The sequence below is a fragment of the Oscillibacter sp. 1-3 genome, assembly GCF_000403435.2.
Classification (GTDB): domain Bacteria; phylum Bacillota; class Clostridia; order Oscillospirales; family Oscillospiraceae; genus Oscillibacter.
Genome location: NZ_KE159703.1, coordinates 1,104,045 through 1,123,752, shown reverse-complemented (window position 1 = coordinate 1,123,752; position 19,708 = coordinate 1,104,045). Strand labels below are relative to the sequence as shown.

Sequence of the window (19,708 nt, the reverse complement as noted above, 5' to 3'; positions counted from 1 at the left end):
GCGGACCGGCGAATTTTGAAGCGGCGGCGGGCAGGTTCCTGCTCGCCGCCGCCATGTTACGGACTATGCGGTTTTCTGCGGAGCAATCAGCCCATCAGGTTCGCCCGCATCTGGTCGCTGGCGGCCTTGATGTCGCTGACCCACTGGTCCACGGTGACGGTGCCGTTGACAAGACCGTTGACGGGGTCCAGGAAGACCTCGCGGACAGTGCCCAGACCCGCCACGGCCTCGTAGGCCGCGAAGTTGCCCATAGCGGCGTCCGCGCCGTTGTCATAGATGGCGTAAAACAGCTTGTTGTCGCCCTCGAGATTGTCGGTCAGGCCGGGAACGGGCTGCACAGCGCCGCCCTTGGCAAAGATGGCGCAGGCCGCGTCACTGTACAGGAAGGCCACAAACTGCTTGGCGGCGTCCAGATTGGGAGCCGCGGCGGGAATCCATGCCTGCTCCAGCCAGCAGTAGCTGGCGCCGTTGCCGCCGGCCTTGGCGGCGGGCAGGGCGGTCATGCCCCACTTGAAGCCCTCCTCCCGGGGAGCCTCGGCCATCTCGCCCACGATCCAGGTGCCGTTGGGCATAAACAGGGCCTTGTTGTCCAGCACCAGCTGCTGGTTCTGGGTGAAGTCCTGATCGTTGGCCTGAGCGGGGGTGACGGGGTTGGTATAGCCGGCCAGCTTGGCGATGATGTCGAAGCACTGCTGGGCCTCGGGGGTGTCCCAGATGCCCTCGGCATAGGTGGTGGCCTTGTTGAAGAAGTCGGCGCCGCCCACAGAGTACATCAGTGCGTACAGGAAGGCGTCAAAATAACCGGTGGTGGGATAGGTGAAGAGGTAGCAGCCCTCGGTCTCGGCCTTCTCAGCCAGCTCCCACATCTCGTCCCAGGTGGCGGGGACGCTCCAGCCCTTCTCCTCGAAGAGACCCGCGTTGTAGAACAGGCCGCAGGGAGAGTAGAACATGGGGGCCAGATAGGTAACGCCGTCGCCGTAGGGATTGGTGACGGAGGTATCGGTGAAGCCGCCGACGATCTTATCGGAGACCTTCACGCTCTCGCCGGGGACGGTCATGCTGAGCACGTCGGTGATGTCGGCGATGTTGCGGTCCTTGATGAACTGCTCCGTGAGGCCCTTCTCACGGCCGGTGGCCAGATGGATTACGTCGGGGAAGTCGCCGCCCTGCATGGAGGGCCCAATCACATCCTCCAGGTTTTTGTCACAGATCAGGTTGACCTTCACGCCGGTCTCGGCGGTGAAGGCGTCGCAGACCTCCTGCCACATGCCGGGATAGGCCTCCTCATAGCCGGAGGCCAGGGCGGCCACGGTGATGGTCACGTCGGCGGGAGCCGGATCGCCGGCATCCGCCGGGGGCGTGGTGCCGCTGTCGGCGGCGGGCGTACTGCCGCCTCCGCAGGCGGCCAGGGAGAGAACGAGGGCAAGCGCCAGCAAGAGACTGAAAAACTTCTTCATGGTTCTACCTCCTTCAAATTTGGAAAACGCGGGCGGCCGGCGTTCCGGCCTTTGTTACATCAAGTATAGCTGGTTTTTCGCTGGAAAAACAATCCGTTTCTTGCGCTTCTTTTTATAGATATTGTCCTATTCGCATTTTCGCACAATTTTTCTGAATCTCCTTTGCGCATTTTATGTATAATCTATAATTTCACGATCTGTCCGGACAAATATTCCTCAAATCGGGACAAAATCCCAGGCAATTCAGAAATCGTTTTTTTCGAAAGTTGCACAATGCTCTCAAATGTGCTATACTGTCTATCAGATCATTGCTCCCTGAGTTTTCAAAAAATTGCGGAGAATAGGGAGGCGGAATCCTTGGGCACACAGCAATACACCTTTCGGGAGGGCGCCAAAGGGGACTCCTCCGGCGCCCCGGCACGCCCGGGCGGACCGGGACGGCTGCTCTACGCCTCGCACACCCAGTACAGCCAGGATTGGAACTCCAGCCTCCACACCCACGGCTGCGCCGAGGTCTTCTTCATCACCGGGGGTCACGGCCGCTTCCGCACCCAGCAGGGGGACATCCCTGTGACCATCCGGGACGTGGTGATCGTCAACGCCAATGTCCCCCACACCGAGGTCAGTCAGCTGGAGAGCCCCCTGGAGTACACCGTGCTGGGCGTGGAGGGTCTGGGCGCCCTGGCCGGCGCGGAGGGATACACCATGCTGCACCTCCACACCGGATGGGAGGAGCTGGTCCTCTGCCTGCGGCTGATGCTCCAGGAGGCCGCGGGCGCTCTGCCGGGCCACGAGGCGGTGTGCCAAAACCTGCTGGAGGTGGTGGTAATCCGCCTGGGCCGCCAGCGGGATATTGCCCTCTCCGGCGAGGCGGCTGGTCCCCGCTCCAGCCGGGAGTGCGACCTGGTCCGGCGCTACATCGACAACCACTTCAAGGAGAACCTGACCCTGGACCAGCTGGCGGAGATGGCCCACATCAACAAGTACCACCTGGCCCACACCTTCCAGCGGGAGTTCCGCACCTCCCCCATCAGCTATCTCATTACCCGCCGGATTCAGGAGAGCCGCTTTCTTCTGCGGGAGACGGACCACAGCATCTCCCAGATCGCACAGATCCTGGGGTTCTCCTCCCTCAGCTATTTCTCCCAAAGCTTCCGGCGGCTGGAGGGCATCAGCCCTCTCGAATACCGCAGGCGGCACCACAAAAAGGACGGGGGATGACCCGCCGGTCCCGGCGGACCGGTACGCAGCGAAGCAGAGGCGTACCCGCATAACCGCGGGTACGCCTCTGCTGTTTCGTACTTTTCTGTATTAAGGAATTCGCATCACTGGGCAGCCATCTTCCGGGCATTGGCCTCCATCTTGTTGCGGACCACGTCGATGGTGACCGCCAGAATGATGACGGCGCCGATGACGATGTACTGCAAATCGTTGGACGCGCCCATCAGGTTCAGACCGTTGCGGATGACCGCCATAATCATAGCGCCGATCAGGGTGCCCCAGATAGTGCCCTTGCCGCCGGTAAAGGAGGCGCCGCCCACGATGCAGGCCGCGATGGCGTCGTTGTCATAGGTGGTGCCGGCGTTGGCATTGGCGGAGGCCAGACGTCCCACGGAGACCACACCGGCCATGCCCGCCATAAAGCCGGACAGGGCATAGACAAAGGTCAGCACGTTCTTGGAGGGGATGCCGGACAGCCGGGCCGCCTCGGGGTTGCCGCCGCAGCAGTAGATCTGGCGGCCCAGGGCGGACTTCTTCAGGAAGATGTCGAAGAGGATAAACACCAGGATGACCAGGATAAAGCTGACGGGAATGCCGGGGAAGGTGCCGAATCTGAACACGGAGCCGCCGCCGATCCACATCAGGGCGTCCACACCGGTGTTGGTGAAGCCGATGGACTTGGAGCCGGTGATGACCAGGGCGATGCCCAGCAGCACGTTCTTCATGCCCATGGTGGACACAAAGGGGTGGGGCAGGTCCAGGCGGGTCAGCAGGGTGCCGTTGATAAAGCCGGCGAAGGTGCTCACCGCCAGGCCGCAGACAGCCAGGATGAAGGCGTTGGTCACACCGAAGTTCTGGACCAGCACGCCGATGGTGCAGGTGCACAGCACGCAGTTGGAGCCCACGGACAGGTCGATGCCGGCGGTAATCAGAGCGCACAGCATACCCGAGGCGATCAGGCAGTTAATGGACGCCTGCTTCAAGATGTTCATGATATTGCCGATGCGGGGGAACTTATCCGGCATGACGATGCAGAAGATCACAATGAGGATCAAAAGCGCCACAACGGTGCCGAGCTTTTCCAGCAGCTCTTTCACAGTACTCTTGCTTTTCATATCAGTTTAACTCTCCTCCCCAGGCCGCTTTCATAATATCTTCGGAGTTGAAGTGCTCCGAGCCGCGCTCCACGTTGGCCATGACCCGGCCGCCGCGCATAACCACCACGCGGTCGCTCATGGCCAGGATCTCCGGCAGCTCCGAAGAGACCATGATGACGCATTTTCCGGCCTTTACCATGTCGTTCATCACGCGGTATACCTCGATCTTGGCGCCCACGTCGATGCCGCGGGTGGGCTCGTCGAAGATAAAGATATCGGCGTCAATATTCATCCACTTTCCGATGACCACCTTCTGCTGGTTGCCGCCGGAGAGCTGGGCCGTGACCTCGTCCAGGGACGGGGTCTTGATTTTCAGCGCCTCCACGTTCTCCTGCCCCGACTTTTCGATCTGCGCCTTGTTCAGGAAGGGGCCGCTGCTGAACCCCTTCATATTGGCCAGGATCAAATTGGTGCGGACGTCCAGGGAGAGCACCAGGCCCTGCCCCTTCCGGTCCTCGGTCAGGAAGGCGATCTTGCGGTTAATAGCGTCCTTGGGCGTCTTGATGGTCACCTTCTCGCCCTTGACATAGATCTCGCCGCCATCCAGCTTGTCGGCGCCGAAGATGGCCCGCATGGTCTCCGTCCGCCCGGCGCCCACCAGGCCGGCAAAGCCGGTGATCTGCCCGGCATGGGCCTGAAAGGAGACGTCGTGGAGCACGCCGGCCTCATTGAGGTTCCGGACCTCCAGCCACACGTCGCCCTTGACGCCGAACTCCTTGGGATAGAGATTATCCAGCGTCCGGCCCACCATGGCGGTAATGAGGGAGTCCTCGGTGAGCTCGCTGGTGTCCTTGGTGATGATATGCTCGCCGTCCCGCATGACGGTGACACGGTCGCAGAGCTCGAAGAGCTCCTCCAGCTTGTGGGAGACAAAGAGAATGGCCACGCCCTTGGCCTTGAGGCCCCGGACGGTCTCCATCAGCTGGGCGATCTCCTCCTTGCCCAGGGAGGAGGTGGGCTCATCCATGATGATGAGCTTGGCGTCCAGAGAGACGGCCTTGGCGATCTCCACCATCTGCTGCTGGCCCACGCCCAGCTTGCCGCACTCCATGCGGACGTCGATCTCGGGGTGGCCCAGGGATTTCAGCGCCTCCTCGGCCTCCCGGTGCATCTGGGGATAGTCCAGAAGGATGCCCTTCTTGACGGCGCGGCCCATAAATACGTTGTCCGTCACGGGCAGCTGCTTAACGATGTTCAGCTCCTGGTAGACGCAGGCAATGCCGGCCTCCCGGGACTGGACGGGATTTTTGAAGGTCCGCTTCTCGCCATCGACGAAGATCTCGCCCTCCTCGGGGCTATGTACGCCGGTGAGCACCTTAATCAATGTGGACTTGCCGGCTCCGTTCTCGCCGATCAGACCGTGGATCTCCCCGGGCCTGATGCCGATGGACATATTCTTCAAAGCGATGACGCCTGGGAAACGCTTGGTAATATTTTTCAGTTCGACGACGTACTCGCCCATGCAATTACCTCGATTCTGTATTCCAGATTTCTCTCAGGCCCTGTTCCGGTCCTTTCGCGCCTCCACCGGATGCCCTCCGGCCCGCCAAAGGCTCGGAACAGGCCCCAAAGTCTGCCGGAGGGCGGGGCGGATCGACCACCCCGCCCTTCCGGATGTTTATGGAATTCTGTCGGCCAATCAGCTCATAGAGGCCAGATTGTCCAGGTAAGCCTGGCCGTTCTCGGCGGTGACGACCTGCACAGGGGCGTTGATGACCTCATCCACGCTCTCGCCGTTGATGGCCTTCACGGCGGCCTCAACCACCTGATAGCCCATCTCGTAGGGCTGCTGGGCCACAGTGGCCTTCACCAGCTCGCCGTCCATAATCAGCTTCACGGCGGACTCGTTGCCGTCGAAGCCCACGATGATGACGTCGCTGACGCCGGCGGACTTGCAGGCGTTCATAGCGCCGATAGCGGTGTCGTCATTGTGGCAAAGGACGATGTTGATCTGGCCGGGATAGGCGTTCAGCAGGTCCTCCATGGTCTTGGTGGCGCCGTCGGTGGTGTTCTGGCCGGACAGAGCGGCAAGGACCTCCACGCCGGCCTCGCTGCAGGCGGCCTCATAGCCCTCGCGGCGCATATTGGAGGTGTTGTCGCCCTCCTGGCCGTAGATGATAACAGCCTTAGCACCGGAGCCGGCCTGCTGGGCGGCCCACAGGCCGCCTTCCTTGGCAGCGTCTACGTTGGATGTACCCACGAAAGAAGTCTGACCGCCGATGCCTACGTTGGTGTCAACAGCCAGTACGGGGATGCCCTGGTCGATGGCGGCCTGGAGCGCGGCGGTGGCAGCGCCGGCATCGTTGGGAGCGCAGACAATGGCGTTGCAGCCGGCTCCGATCTGCTGCTCGATCATGGAGACCTGGCCCTCGATGTCGCTCTCGGCGCCGGGGCCCACCACGGTGACCTTCACGCCCAGGTCAGCGGCGGCGGCGTCGCAGCCGGCCTTCACATAGCCCCAGTACTCGGAGGCCAGGGTCTTGAGGACGACGGCAACCTCAATGTCGCCGCCGGCGGGGGCGGCGTCGCCCTGGCTGGGCTGGTCGCCGCCGCTGTTGCTGGCGGGAGCGTCGCCGCCGCCGCAGGCGGCCAGGGACAGGACCATAGCAAGGGTCAGGATCAGCGCGAATACCTTTTTCATAGCTTCTTTTCTCCTTCTTATTCTGATTCTAAAAAATGCCTTTCAGAGCCTGTTTTCCGCCGGTGAAACCGGCGGAACAAAGCGGGGGCGCCCCCGCTTGCCACACTGTGACACAAGGCGGAAAGCCAGGCCCAAAAAGCGGTTTTTATTCTATCATATGACATCTGTTAACGTCAACCATATCCCCGATAATCTGTATAATTTTCACAAATAATTTGTTGTTTTTGTAAAAAATTCAAAAACAGGAAATATTCAGGAATATTTTCCCAGATCTGCTTCTGCGGGCCATTTCCAACAATTAAAAGGCGGAAGGGCCTGCCGAACACCGGCAGGCCCTTCCATTTCCCTGATATCGTTGAAGCACTCGAAAATCCGCAATTTGCAGATTTTCAACCAGCGGGTCGGGGACCCGCTGGACGGGCATCACTGCATAAAGGTGCCATCCATCACCTGGTCCAGATAGCTCTGGTACTTCTCCTGCTTGTCAGCGGGCACCAGGTCGCTGACAGCGCCGGCGGAGAGCACGCCGTTCTGCATGGTGCCGAAGATGGTCTCGCCGCCGAAGGTGCCGTTCTCCACGGCCTCCATGCACAATCCCACCAGGCCGGAGTTGTCGGTGACCTGGCTGCCGATGATGCACTCGTTCTGGCCCAGGAAGTCGCCGGGCTGGGCAATGTCATAGACCTTCACGGAGCCGGCCGCAGCGTTGGCCTCGTCGATGGCCTGACGGGCGCCGGAGTCCACGGCAGAGGCGTCGCCGAAGAACACGTCCGCGCCCTGGTCCATCATAGCCTTTGCAAACTCAATGCCCTTGTCGGAGGCGCTGAAGTCGCCGGAGTAGACCACGTCCAGGGCCTCCACAGTCTTGCCCTCCTGCTGGCCGATGTACTCGGCGGACTCCACAAAGCCGGCGTACTTGCCCTTGGTGGTGTCGATCTCCATGCCGCCGATGAAGGCCACCTTGCCGGTCTCGGTCATGAGGCCCGCCAGGATGCCGGCAATCCAGCCAACCTGCTGGGCGTCGGGCAGAAGGGAGGTGACGTTGGCGTTGGCGGCCTTGGCGGGGGTGTCCGCGCCGCCATTGAGCAGGGCAAAGGCGATGTCGGGATACTCCTCCGCGGCCTGGAGAATGGCGTCGGTGTACTGGTTGCCGGGGGCGTAGATCAGGTCATAGTCCAGATCGCAGAAGGAGACGATGCTCTCGTAATATGCGGACTGGGCAATGCTGTCGGAATAGGCGGTCTCCCAGCCGTATTTGGCAGCGGCATCGATCATGGCGTTGTAGCAGGCCATGCCCCAGCCGCCGTCAGAGACGCTGGAGTCGCAGATCATGGCGACCTTGTAGGTCTTGCCGTCGCCGCTGCCGTCGGCGGGAGGCGTGCTGCCGCCGTCACCAGATGTGCCGGAGCCGCTGTTCCCTCCGCCGCAGGCGGCCAGGCTCAGCACCATAGCCAGGGTCAGGATCAGTGCAAAGATCTTCTTCATTCCAAAATTCCTCCTTGTTTTGTCGCGTTTGTGCTTCTATATGAAAACAGGTGAATACCCGTTCTCACTTGGTTCAGCGCTCCTCCCGGAGATAGGGCTTGCCCACGCCCTTGGGGCCCGCCTTCTTCATGCCGATGACCGTCAGCACCACCACGGTGGCGATGTAGGGGATCATCTGGAAGAACTGGTAGGGGATGCCGTAGCTGCCCACCTGGAGGCGGATCTGCAGCGCGTCGCAAAAGCCGAAAAACAGGCAGGCCAGCAGCACGCCGCCAGCGCTCCAGCGGCCGAAGATCACCGCCGCCAGAGCGATGAAGCCCCGGCCGGCTACATTGCCGTCGGTGTAGGTGGTGGAGTAGCAGGTGGTGAGATAGGCCCCGCCGATGCCGGCCAGAGCGCCGCAGATGACGCTGGCGGCGTACTTCACCCCCACCACGCTGATGCCCAGGGTGGCGGCGGCTTTGGGGTACTCGCCCACGGCCTTGTAATTCAGGCCGGATTTGGTCTTGTTAAAGTACACGGCGGTGAAAATCACCAGGCTGTAGGCCAGGTATACCATGGGGGTCTGGTCCAGCAGCAGCCGCACCAGGAAGTTGTCAGAGGCAATGCCCAGCAGGCCGGAGAGTGTGGTCATCAGCCCCACCTGCACCAGCTCGGAGCCCGCGCCGAAGTAGACCCGGTAGATGAAGGCCGCCAGGGCCGGAGCAAAGATATTGATGGCCATGCCGTAGACGATCTGCTCGGCGCAGAGGTTGATGGTGGCGTAGGCGTAGATCATGTTCACCAGGATACCCACCGCCGCGCCGGCCAGCACGCCCAGCAGGGGATTTCCGGTGATGAGGCTCACCAAAAAGCCCGCAAGGGACCCGATGGCCGCAAGGCCCTCCAGGCCGATGTGGACCAGGCCCGCCCGCTGGGAGTACAGCTCCGCCAGGGACAGGAAGATCAAGGGCGTGGCCATGCGGACGCTGGCGAGAATCAGGTTGGTGATAAAAGCAGAATCCATATTATACGGCCTCCTTTTTCTCAGTCATCCGGGCAATCGCCGCCTTGAACTGGGGCAGCTTCACCATGGCGAGGCCCGCCACGGTGAACACGATCACCAGAGCCTGGATGATGTCGGACACGCTGGTGGGGACGCCGGTGGCGGCCTGCATGGTGGTGGAGCCCACCCGCAGCACCGCGAAGAAGATAGCCACCAGGATGGTCGCCAGGGGGTGGAGCTGGCCGATGAGGGCCATGGCCACGCCGTCAAAGCCGTATCCGCTGGCGTAGCCGTTGATGAGGCGGTACTGGGTGCCCATCAGGTCCGCGCTGCCGCCCAGGCCCGCGATGGCGCCGGAGACGATAAAGCTCATCAGGATATAGCGCTTGACGGCGAAGCCGTTGAACTGGGCCGCCGTCATGTTCAGTCCCACTGCCCGGAGCTGGAAGCCCTTGGAGGTGTAGAACAGGAAGTAGTAGATCAGAAGGCCCGTGACCAGCGCCAGGATGAAGGCAGTGGTCACCCGCAGGCCGAAGAGGCGGCTGAGCTTGGTGGCGTCAGGCACCGGGGCCGTCTGGGGCACGGTGCCGTCCCGGAGCCAGTTGGTGTACACCACACCCATGAAGAGCGTCGCCACATAGTTGAGCATGATGGAGATAATCATCTCGTTCTGGCCCCGGTAGATCTTCAAAACGCCGGGAATGGCCGCCCAGAGGCCGCCGGCCAGGGCGCCGGCGATCAGGCACAGCACGATGGCAAGAGGCCCCTCCAGGCCGCTGCGGGTGGCGATGAAGCAGCACACCACCGCGCCGATGATGAACTGTCCCTCGCCGCCCAGGTTGAAAACGCCGCAGCGGTAGGCGAAGCAGGCGCAGAGCCCGGTGAAGATCAATGGCGTGGCCCGGGCCAGGGTGGTACCCACGTTCCGCATGCTGCCGAAGGCGCCGGTCCACAGAGCCTGCAGTGCCACAAAGGGATTGGCCCCCAGCACCGCCATGACGATGCAGCCGACGACAAAGGCCAGCAGCACGGAGATCAGCGGCACCAGGATATTGACGAATTTATTTTTCATCGTTCCCCCTCCTCACTTGCCGGCCATAGCCAGGCTGATCTCCTCAATGGGAGGATTCTTACCGGAGTAGACGCCCATGACCTGCCCCTCGAACATGACGACAATGCGGTCGGAGACTTCCAGAATCTCGTCAAAGTCCGCGGACACCAGCAGCACGCCGCAGCCCCGGTCCCGGGCCTCGATCATGGTGTCGTGGATAAAGCGGGTGGCGCCGATGTCCAGGCCCCGGGTGGGGTGGACCGCCACCAGCAGGTCGGGGTCCCCCTCCAGCTCCCGGGCCAGGATGACCTTCTGCTGGTTGCCGCCGGAGAGGTTCCGGGCCTCCTGCTCCACGGAGGTGCAGCGGATGTCGTACTTCTTCTGCATCTCCAGGGCGTAGTCCCGGATGGCCTTTTTCTTCAATACCAGGCCCTTGGCGCTGGAAAAGGCCTGGGTTTCCGTCGTCTTGAGCACAATGTTGTCCTTCACGGACATCTCCCCGATGAGACCCATTTTGTTGCGGTCCTCTGGGATGTGGGACACGTTTTCCAGAATGAAGCCGTTGGGGGTGAACTGGGCCACCCGGGACCCCTTCATGTCCACCGTGCCGGCGTCCGGCGTCAGCACGCCGGTGACCACCTGGGCCAGCTGGCTCTGGCCGTTGCCGTCCACGCCGGCGATGCCCACGATCTCCCCCCGGCCCACGGTGAGGCTCACGCCGCTGAGGCCGTTGTGCTTGGAGTCCTTCTGAAAGTCCACGCCCCTGAGCTGGATGACCGCCTCCCCAGCCTGCTCCACCTTTATGTACTGGGAGGGAGCCAGTTCCCGGCCGATCATCAGGTTGGCCAGGGCCTGTCCGTCCGTCTCCTCCCGCTTGAGGGTGGTGACCACCTCGCCGGAGCGGAGGATAGTGATGCGGTCGGAGATGTGCAGCACCTCCCGCATTTTGTGGCTGATGAAGATGACGCTCTTGCCCTCCTCCGTCAGCTTCCGCATGATCTTAAAGAGGCCCTCCACCTCGATGTCCGTCAATGCCGCGGAGGGCTCGTCCAGCACCAAAAGCTCCGCGCCCCGGTACAGGGCCTTCAGGATCTCCACCCGCTGCTGGGCGCCTACGGCGATCTCCGTGATGGGACGGTCCAGTTCCACGTCCAGGCCGTACCGGGCGGAGAGCTCCAGAATCTCCTTTTTCCGGGCCTCCCGGTCAATGAAGATCCCCTTGGTATTCCGGTCCCCCAGGATGATGTTCTCAAACACCGTCATGGCCTCCACCAGCATGAAGTGCTGGTGCACCATGCCGATACCCAGGCGCACCGCCTGGGCCGGCGAGTCGATACGGACCTTTTTTCCGTTTAAGCAGATACTGCCCTCCGTGGGCTGGTAGAGGCCGATTAGGACGTTCATCAGCGTGGATTTTCCCGCGCCGTTCTCCCCCAGCAACGTGAGCACCTCACCCTTGTAGACAGTGAGATTGATGTCCTTGTTGGCGTAGAAATCGCCGAACCGCTTGCTGACATGCTCCATTCTCAAGAACTCTTCCAATGCGCTGTCTCCCCTCTCTGCACGGGGGCCCGCCGTTTTTAAGCCTGTCCAGTATCACCCCGCGCACGGCTTGGCGGCGGGTTCTTCGCTTTGACTGCGTTAAAAATCTCTGCATCCTTCAGAATTACCGCGGCTTTTTGCCCTGCAGGTCAAAAAAACCGCCCGCCATTCCGCACACGTTGAGATACTGAACCGGCTCTCAGGCAAACCGCCCCTTTGTGTAGGAATCCGACACCATTATATAGAAAACAGGGAGAGATTTCAACATGTATTTTTATGCCTCTCAAAAACTCGAAAAGCGGCTTTTTTTAATTTTTATTGTACAAAATTAATTTTTCCGCACAGCTCACGCACAAGGCCGGAAAGGGCGCGCCGGTCTGGCCGGCGCGCCCTTTGTTGATCTCCCGGATTTACAGCTCCGCCACGTCCATGGCCGCCCGCTCCACGCAGAGGGGGCTTTTGGCGTCCAGCACCAGAGAGAGCTCCGCCTCGCCTCCGTTCTCCATGCAGGGGTACAGCACGGCGGCGTAGCGCAGGGTCTGGGGTTTGCCGGAAAACCGCTCCATGGAAAAACGCAGGGGCAGCGTCTCCGTAAACGCGCCGCAGGGCGTCTGCCGCAGCAGAATGGTCCCCGTCTCCTCCGCCGGGTGCATGGCGCAGACGTTCAGTGTGTACTGGACGGCATAGGCCTTTCCCGGATTCAGCCGGATCTGGGTAGGGGCCTCCTCGCTCCAGTGGATGTCGTCTCCCCGCAGGACACGCCGCCGCCAGGGCAGGCGGCATCCCCGGTTCCACAGCATCCCCTCCCGCTGGCCCGCCAGCTGGAGGGCGCTTTTCTCCCGGGGCTCCGGCCCGCCCGGACACGGCCCGGGACAGGGCCTGGGGCAAGACCCGGGACAGGGACAGGGCCCCCAGGGCGGCGGGCAGGGCGGCGCCGGGGGCAGGCAGGCCTCCAGCACCTTTTCCAGCTTGCTTTTCAGCAGAATCTGATTCTGGGCCACCGCCTCCAGCAGAGCGGCGACGCTTTTATTGACTGCCAGCACCTCCTGAGGGCCGGCGCAGGGCTTTGTCCCCGGCAGGGTCCCCAGAATGTACTGCAGCTTCTCGCCTTCGGCGTTGAGGATGTGGCTCAGGGCAAGCTCCTCCATGGCAATGGACGCGATAATCATGGTCAGGGCTTCCTCCCGTGTCATATCCGCGCCATTGGGCGGAAAGGAAGGCATAGACATATCAAAATCTCCATAGGCCGCCGGGGCCCAAGGCCGGGGCGGCGGTGTGCGGCATGGGCCGCCGCTCCATTCTATGCCCTCCGAAACGGTCCGGTTCCACCGGAACATGCCGCCGCGGAGGCGCATAGAATACCCCGGGCGTCTCGCCAACTCCCCTGCCCCGGCAGACGCCTCAAGTTTGAAAGGAGATTCACTTATGTCTCTGCCCAGCTTTCCCGTGGTCGACCCACCCATTCAGCGGGACGACGCGGTCAACCAGATTCTCTCCTCCATCGCCATGGAGGAACTCGGCCTGAGCCACATCCTCAACGCCGAGGGCGAGAAGCTGCAATATATTCTCGGAACCCTGCCGGGCCTCAGCGGTCCTGCCGCCACAGTCAGCGACGTGCTGGCCGCCAACGAGAGCGTCCGCGGCCTGCTGGAGACCGCCGTCCAGAACCAGCTCTTCCTGAAGGCGAAGATGCAGGGCGCGCTGGACGCCTCCCCCATGCAGGGGGCCACCGGACCCACCGGGCCCACCGGGCCCACCGGCCCTGCCGGCGGCCCTGCCGGTCCTGCTGGTCCCACCGGCGCTACCGGTGCTGCGGGCGCTGTGGGCGCCACAGGCGCTACCGGCCCTGCCGGCGCTGACGGCGCTGCAGGCGCCACGGGCGCAACCGGCCCTGCCGGCGCCGCAGGCGTCACCGGTCCCACCGGCGCTGCCGGCCCTGCCGGCGCTGACGGCGCTGCCGGCGCCACGGGCGCAACAGGGCCGCTTATTTATGCACAACAGTAACTTTTGCTTGGTGATGGGGCATTAAGCCTGCTACATCGCGGGCTTTCGCTCTATCACCGTAAGTATGTTGTGATTGTTCTCGATGTAATCAAGTATGCGTTGATACTCGTCGGCAAAATTGAAGTCCACCGTTATTTCCCCGTTCTCATGCACCCAAACCGTATCAACCAATTCCACCACGATGCCGCGATTAAGGGTTTGAATGTTCCTGTGCTTTAGAAAAGCAGTAAGATAGGGGTCGTCGGTGTCGATACCGTCAGCCATCACTTGCATTTCCTCTTTCAGATAAGAAATGTTTTGTTCAAGCTGGGCAATCTGTTCCGCAATCTTGCCCTTTAAGCGGCGGTATTCATCTTTGGTAATATCGCCGCTTTTCCAATCAAGGTACAAGCTGTCGGAAGCGTCATTGTATTGCTTGAGCTGTTTTTCTGCCTGTTTCAAAGCAAGGGTCAATCGCTTGTTTTCCCGATTGATAACAGGTGCGTTGTTTATCCGTTCAATTTCTTCTGATAGTTTGTCTACAAGCGCGATCTGCACTTGCAGGGCGGCTAAAACCGCTTCCTCTAACTTATCCTGCCGGATAGAATGTTTACTGCAAGTCTTTTTGTCGGTAAAGGTACGACAGGCATAGTAGGCGAGATTGCGGGCGGTCTTTCGCCGCATAGCCTTTTTGCAGTCAGCACAGCGGACAAAGCCGGACAATAGATAGACTTCCTGCTGGCCCGGTGCTGTCCTTGTGTCGCGCTGATGCAGGGCTTGTGCCTTTTCAAAGGTTTCCCGGTCAATGATTGCTTCGTGGGTGTTGGGGACAACAAACCATTCATCTTCGGGGACAGCGATTTGCTTGTGTACTTTGTAGCTGATGATGCGATGCCGTCCCTGCACCATCACGCCGGTGTAAATTTCATTCTGCAATATCCTTGCAACCGTACTGGCAGACCATAAGCCATCGTTTTTGCTGGAATTGGGATTATTGTACTTGAACCCCTTTTTCTTTTTATAGGCTTCGGGGTTCGGCTCTCCCATGCTGTTCAACCTTTTGGCAATCCCCATTTTGCTGTACCCCTCATGGACAAACCAATGATAAATGCTTCTCACGACTTCCGCCGCTTCTTCATCTATCAAGAGGCTGTTTTTGTCGTTGGGGTCTTTCTTGTAGCCGTATGTGGCAAATGCCCCGATGAACTCGCCGCGCTCCCGCTTCATTTTGAAAGTCTTTCGGATTTCTTCGGAAGTGGTAGCGGCAAACTGTTCGTTGAACATTCCCCTGATCGGCACTTCAAGACCGCTTGCAGAATGTGGATTTGCATAGGTGTCGATGAATGGTGTACCTGTGCAGATAAACCTTGCGCCGTTGATTGGGATAAATTCTTCAAGAAACTTTTGCTGATCTGCAAGATTGCGGAAACCGCGTGCAAGTGACTTGATAATCATGCAATTTACTTCCTTGCGAACGATACAGCCCTCAAGCCGCTTGAAGTTTGGCCGTGCTGTGTCTGTACCTGTCAGCCCGTCATCGGCAAATACGTCTACAATCACATAGTTCCCCGGCTCAAAGTAACGGTCTACAAAGTCACGCAGAATTTTTTCCTGATTGATGATGCTCTCGCTGTCGTCCTCGTTGTCGTCCTCTCTGGACAATCGGATATAAAGCCCTATTTTCCAAAACGGCTCCACGCTGGCGCGTGCCGTTCTGGTTTTGCGTGTGCGGGGCATGATACCTCCTTTCCCCTTATAATTACAGGCCTATTATACCATTTTCGCCCCATAATCACAAGGTCTTTGTCAAAAATGGCAACGGGAAAGTCGGTAGTTTATTTCAGGCTTAAAAAGTAATCGCATAGGGATTGTTTTAAGGTCTTGTGTTCTGATACAAAGCGGATTTTGACCGGCGTATCACCGCAGAGAAAGCAGTACGGATTGCCGATTTGTTCCAGGTAGCTTTGCACTTTCTGTACGGCTGGCAGCGCAGTGTCAATGTGAATGTTGCGAATATCAACTAAAGTGCTGCGGTCAACCTGCGTTATATCCACGCTTCTCATTTCTTGAAGCTGTGATTGGCTAATCATCTTTATTCCCCTTTCCGGCATAGCGTCATACAATCCATATGCGCTCCGGCTTGTACGTTATGAGAAAAGGGGCATAAATCGGACGGCTGGCGGCGACCAGCACCACGGGACTTTCACCCCCGCGTGGTTCTCACGCGGCCCTACCCATTGCCTGCGACGCTTTGAACGCTCGGACTGTGGCTGTAAGGGAGTATCGTTAGCGTATGCGCCGCTGATTATAAGTTGCCAGCTTTTCGGTGTAGGCGGTTCTCGCTCTCCCGCAGGATGCGGGGTCATGGCGCACCCACCGACACAGCGCATACAGAATGTGTCCGTTGCCCTATGCTGCGCCGCCGTTATCTTGCGGGCTTTCTTTGTCAAGGTGCAGCGCCGGGCCGGAGGTGGGGGAACATGGAAAGGGTAAGGTGTTCCGCCTGCCCTGCCGGGCCGGTTGCCGTCAGCCTAAACCGACGATGGCCTGAATGAGCTTGTTTTCCAGGTGGTGCTTCATCCACTCGTCCAGGCAGACATAGGGATTGCCGTACTCGTCATACAGCGTCCGGGTACAGAGCTTGTTTATGTAGCCCTCGTAGTACCGCAAGACACGTTCCACGGCCTCGGCATCCCCGGCGCGGGCGGCTTCGATCACCGGCATGGGGAGAAGCGCCCGGCCCTTGTAGCTGGGGTTCATCATCCGCGCTCAACCTCCCTTTGGCATCAACGCCGTCAATTTGTTCCGCAGTTCGTCCAGTGTTTTCTTCCTGTGCCGTTGGACGGCGCTGCGGGACATACCCACAAGGCTGCCGATCTCGGCGTCGCCCAAATCCAGCACGAAACGCAAAATCAAAATGCTTTGCGTCTGTGCGGACAGGCTGGCAAAGGCATCGGCCACAAGCTCGTTGTCGATATGCAGGTCATACCCGTGCGACGAAAAAGTGTAACTGTCGCTGGGGTAGTGATCTACCGTAGAGAGCTTGTCCATATCTGCCTGCGACAAGGCGCTGATTGACACCTGCCGGTCACGCTGGCGCTTTAAGCCGCGCCGGTAGTTATGGGCCTCGTTCCGCAGTACCGACTTGCAAAAGGCGTCAAACCGGCACTCGTCATAGTTGCGGGGGATAGCTTCCATCTTCTCACCCCCTTTCCTTGGGGATGGTGGTGGTTCTCTCCCTTTCCGCTAACATGACACCGGCAACGCCGTCTGCTACCCGCTAAAAGCCCCCTTTGCGAAAATAATTTTTCCAGATCGGCGCAGACCGTAGGAAACGACAAAAACTGCCCGGCAGGTCGCAGACCTACCGGGCGGGATTTGGGAATAAGATTGCACTTTATAGCTGTGTATAGTTCATGCGCGTGGCCGGAATGTCCCCAGGCGGAGGACGGGCTTTTTTTGACGTGTCAAGCCTCATCAGATTTTGTCGAATGGTTATGCGCTTCATAGCGGCTGCCTCCTGTCAGCCGCCGTATCTGTCAGCGTTACCGCGTCATTCTTTTGGGGGATAAAAGAACGGCGGCTTTAATCTCTTAAAACCGCCGCATAAGGCAAATGTAGGCATGGAAAATCGGTCTGCCCAGCAGCGGTTTTTTTCTTTTCTGCCGCTGGGCAGATCATTTGCTTTATAGATATAATAAGAGAAGTTTTTGAAGATTTCATAAAGATTTGCAAAAAATGGGTGGCTATAAAAGCCACCCATCCTATCAAAATGGAATTTTCAAAATTACTTTTGCACCGCCTGTACTTTTGGAGTTTTCTAAGACAAGCTCACCACTATGTTGTTCCATAATGGATTTTGCAATATATAGGCCCATACCAAAGTGCATCTTTGAATTACGGCTTTGGTCGTCCATAAAGAATTGTTCTTGCGCGTGCCGCAACGCTTCGTTAGAAAATCCTTCCCCCTCGTCCGTGACTGAAATTTCAACGAAATTGTCTCTTCCGCAGACATCTATATGAAGTGTTCCATCTTGCGGGGAATAGTCCAACGCATTATTTACCACATTTTGAATGGCACGTCCTAACAAAACCTTATCTGCGGTTAGTTGCATCGGGATGTCGGACATACTCATTCGCAAATGAATTTCTTTTGTCCTGCACAAAGCATCTATTGATACTTTCACTTGCTTTAGATAATCAGGAAGATTAAAGATTTCTTTATTAAGCTGATACCCTGTTGAAGCCGTAGACAGGTCTATCAGGGTTTTAACATAAACTTGCATCTGCGTATAGCTGTCTGTGATGTAGTCAGCACATTCCTGTTGTTCTATTGTTAAGTCAGTATCGTACAACAATTCCGTATTGCCTCGGATGATGGTTAGTGGTGTCTTGAGATCATGGGCTAATGCAGAAATCTGTTCTTGCCGCAGTTTGTCGGCCTGCCATTGTTCTGTAAGCGATTTTTTTAGTGCCAATTTCATGTGATTGAGTGCGTCAAGAGTTAAGTCGATTTCATATAAACGGCTTTTTTCAACCTCAAAATTCAAATCCTGCTGCTCAATTTTCTTTACAGCAGTCAGCAATTTATCCATTTTATTCCCAAGGTATTTCCCGAATAGATATGATAAAACAATCAAGAAAAGCAGAATTTCCAATATAATGACAGCAATTAAAACCCAATCTGCCGAAGAAAATATTCTATGCAGCAGTGGATTGCTGAATTGGGCGGTCATTCTATACCTTAAAATCAGTATTTCGTCAGTCCTGTCTATCACAGCATACAGATAAGGCTTGCTGCTTGTCTGATTGTTCACAATACACATTTTCCAAACGGAAGCTGTTTCTTCCAGATCGAGCGAACCGCCAATATACTTTCCGTCTTTTGTGAAAAGGGCATATTCACAAAGAGGTGGTATTTCATTTTCTGTAATCCGATCTGTGGATTGTAAACTTCCCCTCGCATTTTCTATTTCTGCGCTCATTCTATTTATTGGGTATATAAATCCAATTTCAACGCCAAATAGATAGAAGGCTATGTTGACAAAAGCAACCAGAAAGACACCAAGCGCAAGAAATATCGCATACTTCATAAAAACAGTACGCAGTTTTCTTACACCCATTTATAGCCAACCCCCCAAATTGTTTCAATCGTTGACAAGTGAAATTCAGCTAACTTCCCACGTATATTCTTAATGTGAGTAGAGATAACAGAACTATCACTTTCTCCGTCAAATCCAAAGACCGCCTCATAGATTTGCTCCCGCGTAAATGTTTGTCCATGATGCCGCGCCAGATATTCGCATATTTCGTACTCACTTTTTGTCAACGGAACCTTTTTTGAGTTGATTTCAGCTTCTTTCGCATTGAGGCGGAAAATGACGCCGGATATTGAAAAGCTGTTTTTCTTTTCTCTTACATCACGCCGCAAGTGAGCATTTACCCGCGCTCTAAGTTCGTTTGTCCCGAACGGTTTCGTGATATAGTCATCTGCTCCAAGTCCTAATCCCTGAACAATTTCACTTTCCTGCGTTTTTGCAGTAAGGAAAATGATCGGGCAATCTACACGGTCACGGATTTGATTGCAAAGGTCAAAACCATCAATTTCCGGCATCATAACATCCAGCAAAATCAAGCCAAACTTTGAAAAATCCATTTCTGTGACTGCCTTGGCATTTGATTGTAGTGTAACTAAGTGCTGATCTTTTTCTAAAACACGCCTGACAAGCTGGAGCATAGCAATATCATCGTCCACTACCAATATATGCGCCATTATCTCACCTCTTTGTTCTGATTTATATATTTGCACTCCAAGGACATCTACATTACTGTTGCGCCAAAAGGCATCAGTGCCAGTTTTGCCATTTTGAAGCACTGTATTCCGAAAGGAATACCGATAATCGTACAACACAAAAGCAACCCATTCAGCAGCGCCACCAATGCCAAAGGGATACCGCTGATAAGCAGCCACAAGATATTGGCAATCGCAGACATAGCACCGCCGCCATAATTCACATCTTTTCCAAAAGGGAAGAAAGCAAGTGACGCAAACTTAAAGCATTGACGGCCAATCGGAATACCGACAATGGTAATGCTCCATAAAACACCGGCAACCAGCCAAGAAATTCCCTGCCACAGTCCGCAGCACAAGAACCAAATAATATTGCCCAACCAATTCATCAGTTC

The 19,708-nt window shown here is 57.5% G+C and carries 19 protein-coding genes; 2 read left to right on the top strand and 17 right to left on the bottom strand.

The window, feature by feature from the left end; translation table 11 throughout:
- Nucleotides 1–86: 86 nt before the first annotated feature.
- Nucleotides 87–1,457 (bottom strand): carbohydrate ABC transporter substrate-binding protein, encoded by a 1,371-nt coding sequence (locus C816_RS05390; protein WP_016321409.1) that lies wholly within the window; start codon nt 1,455–1,457, stop codon nt 87–89.
- Between the two features lie 357 nt (nt 1,458–1,814).
- Here C816_RS05390 and C816_RS05385 point away from each other — a divergent pair, with 357 nt between their 5' ends.
- Nucleotides 1,815–2,678 carry a helix-turn-helix transcriptional regulator gene (locus C816_RS05385; RefSeq protein ID WP_016321408.1) on the top strand — a complete coding sequence of 288 codons (864 nt, stop codon included), beginning with the start codon at nt 1,815–1,817 and terminating at the stop codon, nt 2,676–2,678.
- Nucleotides 2,679–2,782: 104 nt separating this feature from the next.
- On the opposite strand, the gene C816_RS05380 is transcribed toward C816_RS05385, so the two are convergent.
- From C816_RS05380 to C816_RS05345, 8 genes are all read right to left on the bottom strand, one after another.
- Nucleotides 2,783–3,793: an ABC transporter permease gene (locus C816_RS05380; protein WP_016321407.1), complete on the bottom strand. Its 1,011-nt coding sequence runs from the start codon at nt 3,791–3,793 to the stop codon at nt 2,783–2,785.
- A 1-nt stretch (nt 3,794) separates the two neighbouring features.
- Nucleotides 3,795–5,297 (bottom strand): sugar ABC transporter ATP-binding protein, encoded by a 1,503-nt coding sequence (locus tag C816_RS05375; RefSeq protein WP_016321406.1) that lies wholly within the window; start codon nt 5,295–5,297, stop codon nt 3,795–3,797.
- 177 nt (nt 5,298–5,474) lie between these two features.
- On the bottom strand, nt 5,475–6,476 hold the full coding sequence (locus C816_RS05370) for a sugar ABC transporter substrate-binding protein (RefSeq protein WP_016321405.1): 1,002 nt from the start codon (nt 6,474–6,476) through the stop codon (nt 5,475–5,477).
- A 423-nt stretch (nt 6,477–6,899) separates the two neighbouring features.
- Nucleotides 6,900–7,961 (bottom strand): BMP family protein, encoded by a 1,062-nt coding sequence (locus tag C816_RS05365; protein ID WP_016321404.1) that lies wholly within the window; start codon nt 7,959–7,961, stop codon nt 6,900–6,902.
- 73 nt (nt 7,962–8,034) lie between these two features.
- Entirely contained in the window at nt 8,035–8,967 is a 933-nt protein-coding gene (locus tag C816_RS05360; RefSeq protein ID WP_016321403.1) for an ABC transporter permease, read from the bottom strand.
- A 1-nt stretch (nt 8,968) separates the two neighbouring features.
- Entirely contained in the window at nt 8,969–10,018 is a 1,050-nt protein-coding gene (locus C816_RS05355) for an ABC transporter permease (protein ID WP_016321402.1), read from the bottom strand.
- Between the two features lie 12 nt (nt 10,019–10,030).
- Complete coding sequence (locus C816_RS05350; protein WP_016321401.1) at nt 10,031–11,539, bottom strand: ABC transporter ATP-binding protein; 1,509 nt, start codon at nt 11,537–11,539, stop codon at nt 10,031–10,033.
- A gap of 410 nt (nt 11,540–11,949) precedes the next feature.
- Complete coding sequence (locus C816_RS05345) at nt 11,950–12,768, bottom strand: alpha-helical endospore appendage domain-containing protein (protein ID WP_016321400.1); 819 nt, start codon at nt 12,766–12,768, stop codon at nt 11,950–11,952.
- Between the two features lie 196 nt (nt 12,769–12,964).
- Between C816_RS05345 and C816_RS05340 the strand changes: the two genes are divergently transcribed.
- Nucleotides 12,965–13,543 (top strand): alpha-helical endospore appendage domain-containing protein, encoded by a 579-nt coding sequence (locus C816_RS05340; protein WP_016321399.1) that lies wholly within the window; start codon nt 12,965–12,967, stop codon nt 13,541–13,543.
- A 30-nt stretch (nt 13,544–13,573) separates the two neighbouring features.
- On the opposite strand, the gene C816_RS05335 is transcribed toward C816_RS05340, so the two are convergent.
- The 8 genes from C816_RS05335 to C816_RS05305 form a co-directional block, all read right to left on the bottom strand.
- Nucleotides 13,574–15,259, bottom strand: a complete 1,686-nt coding sequence (locus tag C816_RS05335) for a recombinase family protein (RefSeq protein ID WP_016321398.1) — start codon at nt 15,257–15,259, stop codon at nt 13,574–13,576.
- A gap of 98 nt (nt 15,260–15,357) precedes the next feature.
- Nucleotides 15,358–15,645 carry a DUF6870 family protein gene (locus C816_RS05330; RefSeq protein WP_242832115.1) on the bottom strand — a complete coding sequence of 96 codons (288 nt, stop codon included), beginning with the start codon at nt 15,643–15,645 and terminating at the stop codon, nt 15,358–15,360.
- 403 nt (nt 15,646–16,048) lie between these two features.
- Complete coding sequence (locus C816_RS05325; protein ID WP_016321397.1) at nt 16,049–16,285, bottom strand: helix-turn-helix domain-containing protein; 237 nt, start codon at nt 16,283–16,285, stop codon at nt 16,049–16,051.
- A gap of 6 nt (nt 16,286–16,291) precedes the next feature.
- Nucleotides 16,292–16,720, bottom strand: a complete 429-nt coding sequence (locus tag C816_RS05320; protein ID WP_016321396.1) for a sigma-70 family RNA polymerase sigma factor — start codon at nt 16,718–16,720, stop codon at nt 16,292–16,294.
- A 355-nt stretch (nt 16,721–17,075) separates the two neighbouring features.
- Nucleotides 17,076–17,285: a hypothetical protein gene (locus tag C816_RS24460; protein ID WP_207636887.1), complete on the bottom strand. Its 210-nt coding sequence runs from the start codon at nt 17,283–17,285 to the stop codon at nt 17,076–17,078.
- Nucleotides 17,286–17,289: 4 nt separating this feature from the next.
- Nucleotides 17,290–18,645 (bottom strand): sensor histidine kinase, encoded by a 1,356-nt coding sequence (locus tag C816_RS05315; protein ID WP_016321395.1) that lies wholly within the window; start codon nt 18,643–18,645, stop codon nt 17,290–17,292.
- Nucleotides 18,636–19,295, bottom strand: coding sequence for a response regulator transcription factor (locus C816_RS05310; RefSeq protein ID WP_040654651.1), 660 nt, complete (start codon nt 19,293–19,295; stop codon nt 18,636–18,638). Before C816_RS05310 ends, C816_RS05315 begins: the two co-directional genes overlap by 10 nt.
- 47 nt (nt 19,296–19,342) lie before the next feature.
- The gene (locus tag C816_RS05305) at nt 19,343–19,702 is read right to left on the bottom strand and encodes a YccF domain-containing protein (protein ID WP_016321394.1); all 360 of its coding nucleotides are present in this window, start codon (nt 19,700–19,702) and stop codon (nt 19,343–19,345) included.
- Nucleotides 19,703–19,708 lie beyond the last annotated feature (6 nt).

Coding starts and splice junctions, on each gene's coding strand:
- C816_RS05390 (WP_016321409.1), bottom strand. CDS start 1,457: ATGAAGAAGTTTTTCAGTCTCTTGCTGGCGCTTGCCCTCGTTCTCTCC.
- C816_RS05380 (WP_016321407.1), bottom strand. CDS start 3,793: ATGAAAAGCAAGAGTACTGTGAAAGAGCTGCTGGAAAAGCTCGGCACC.
- C816_RS05375 (WP_016321406.1), bottom strand. CDS start 5,297: ATGGGCGAGTACGTCGTCGAACTGAAAAATATTACCAAGCGTTTCCCA.
- C816_RS05370 (WP_016321405.1), bottom strand. CDS start 6,476: ATGAAAAAGGTATTCGCGCTGATCCTGACCCTTGCTATGGTCCTGTCC.
- C816_RS05365 (WP_016321404.1), bottom strand. CDS start 7,961: ATGAAGAAGATCTTTGCACTGATCCTGACCCTGGCTATGGTGCTGAGC.
- C816_RS05360 (WP_016321403.1), bottom strand. CDS start 8,967: ATGGATTCTGCTTTTATCACCAACCTGATTCTCGCCAGCGTCCGCATG.
- C816_RS05355 (WP_016321402.1), bottom strand. CDS start 10,018: ATGAAAAATAAATTCGTCAATATCCTGGTGCCGCTGATCTCCGTGCTG.
- C816_RS05345 (WP_016321400.1), bottom strand. CDS start 12,768: ATGTCTATGCCTTCCTTTCCGCCCAATGGCGCGGATATGACACGGGAG.
- C816_RS05340 (WP_016321399.1), top strand. CDS start 12,965: ATGTCTCTGCCCAGCTTTCCCGTGGTCGACCCACCCATTCAGCGGGAC.
- C816_RS05335 (WP_016321398.1), bottom strand. CDS start 15,259: ATGCCCCGCACACGCAAAACCAGAACGGCACGCGCCAGCGTGGAGCCG.
- C816_RS05325 (WP_016321397.1), bottom strand. CDS start 16,285: ATGATGAACCCCAGCTACAAGGGCCGGGCGCTTCTCCCCATGCCGGTG.
- C816_RS05320 (WP_016321396.1), bottom strand. CDS start 16,720: ATGGAAGCTATCCCCCGCAACTATGACGAGTGCCGGTTTGACGCCTTT.
- C816_RS24460 (WP_207636887.1), bottom strand. CDS start 17,285: ATGGGTGGCTTTTATAGCCACCCATTTTTTGCAAATCTTTATGAAATC.
- C816_RS05315 (WP_016321395.1), bottom strand. CDS start 18,645: ATGGGTGTAAGAAAACTGCGTACTGTTTTTATGAAGTATGCGATATTT.
- C816_RS05310 (WP_040654651.1), bottom strand. CDS start 19,295: ATGGCGCATATATTGGTAGTGGACGATGATATTGCTATGCTCCAGCTT.
- C816_RS05305 (WP_016321394.1), bottom strand. CDS start 19,702: ATGAATTGGTTGGGCAATATTATTTGGTTCTTGTGCTGCGGACTGTGG.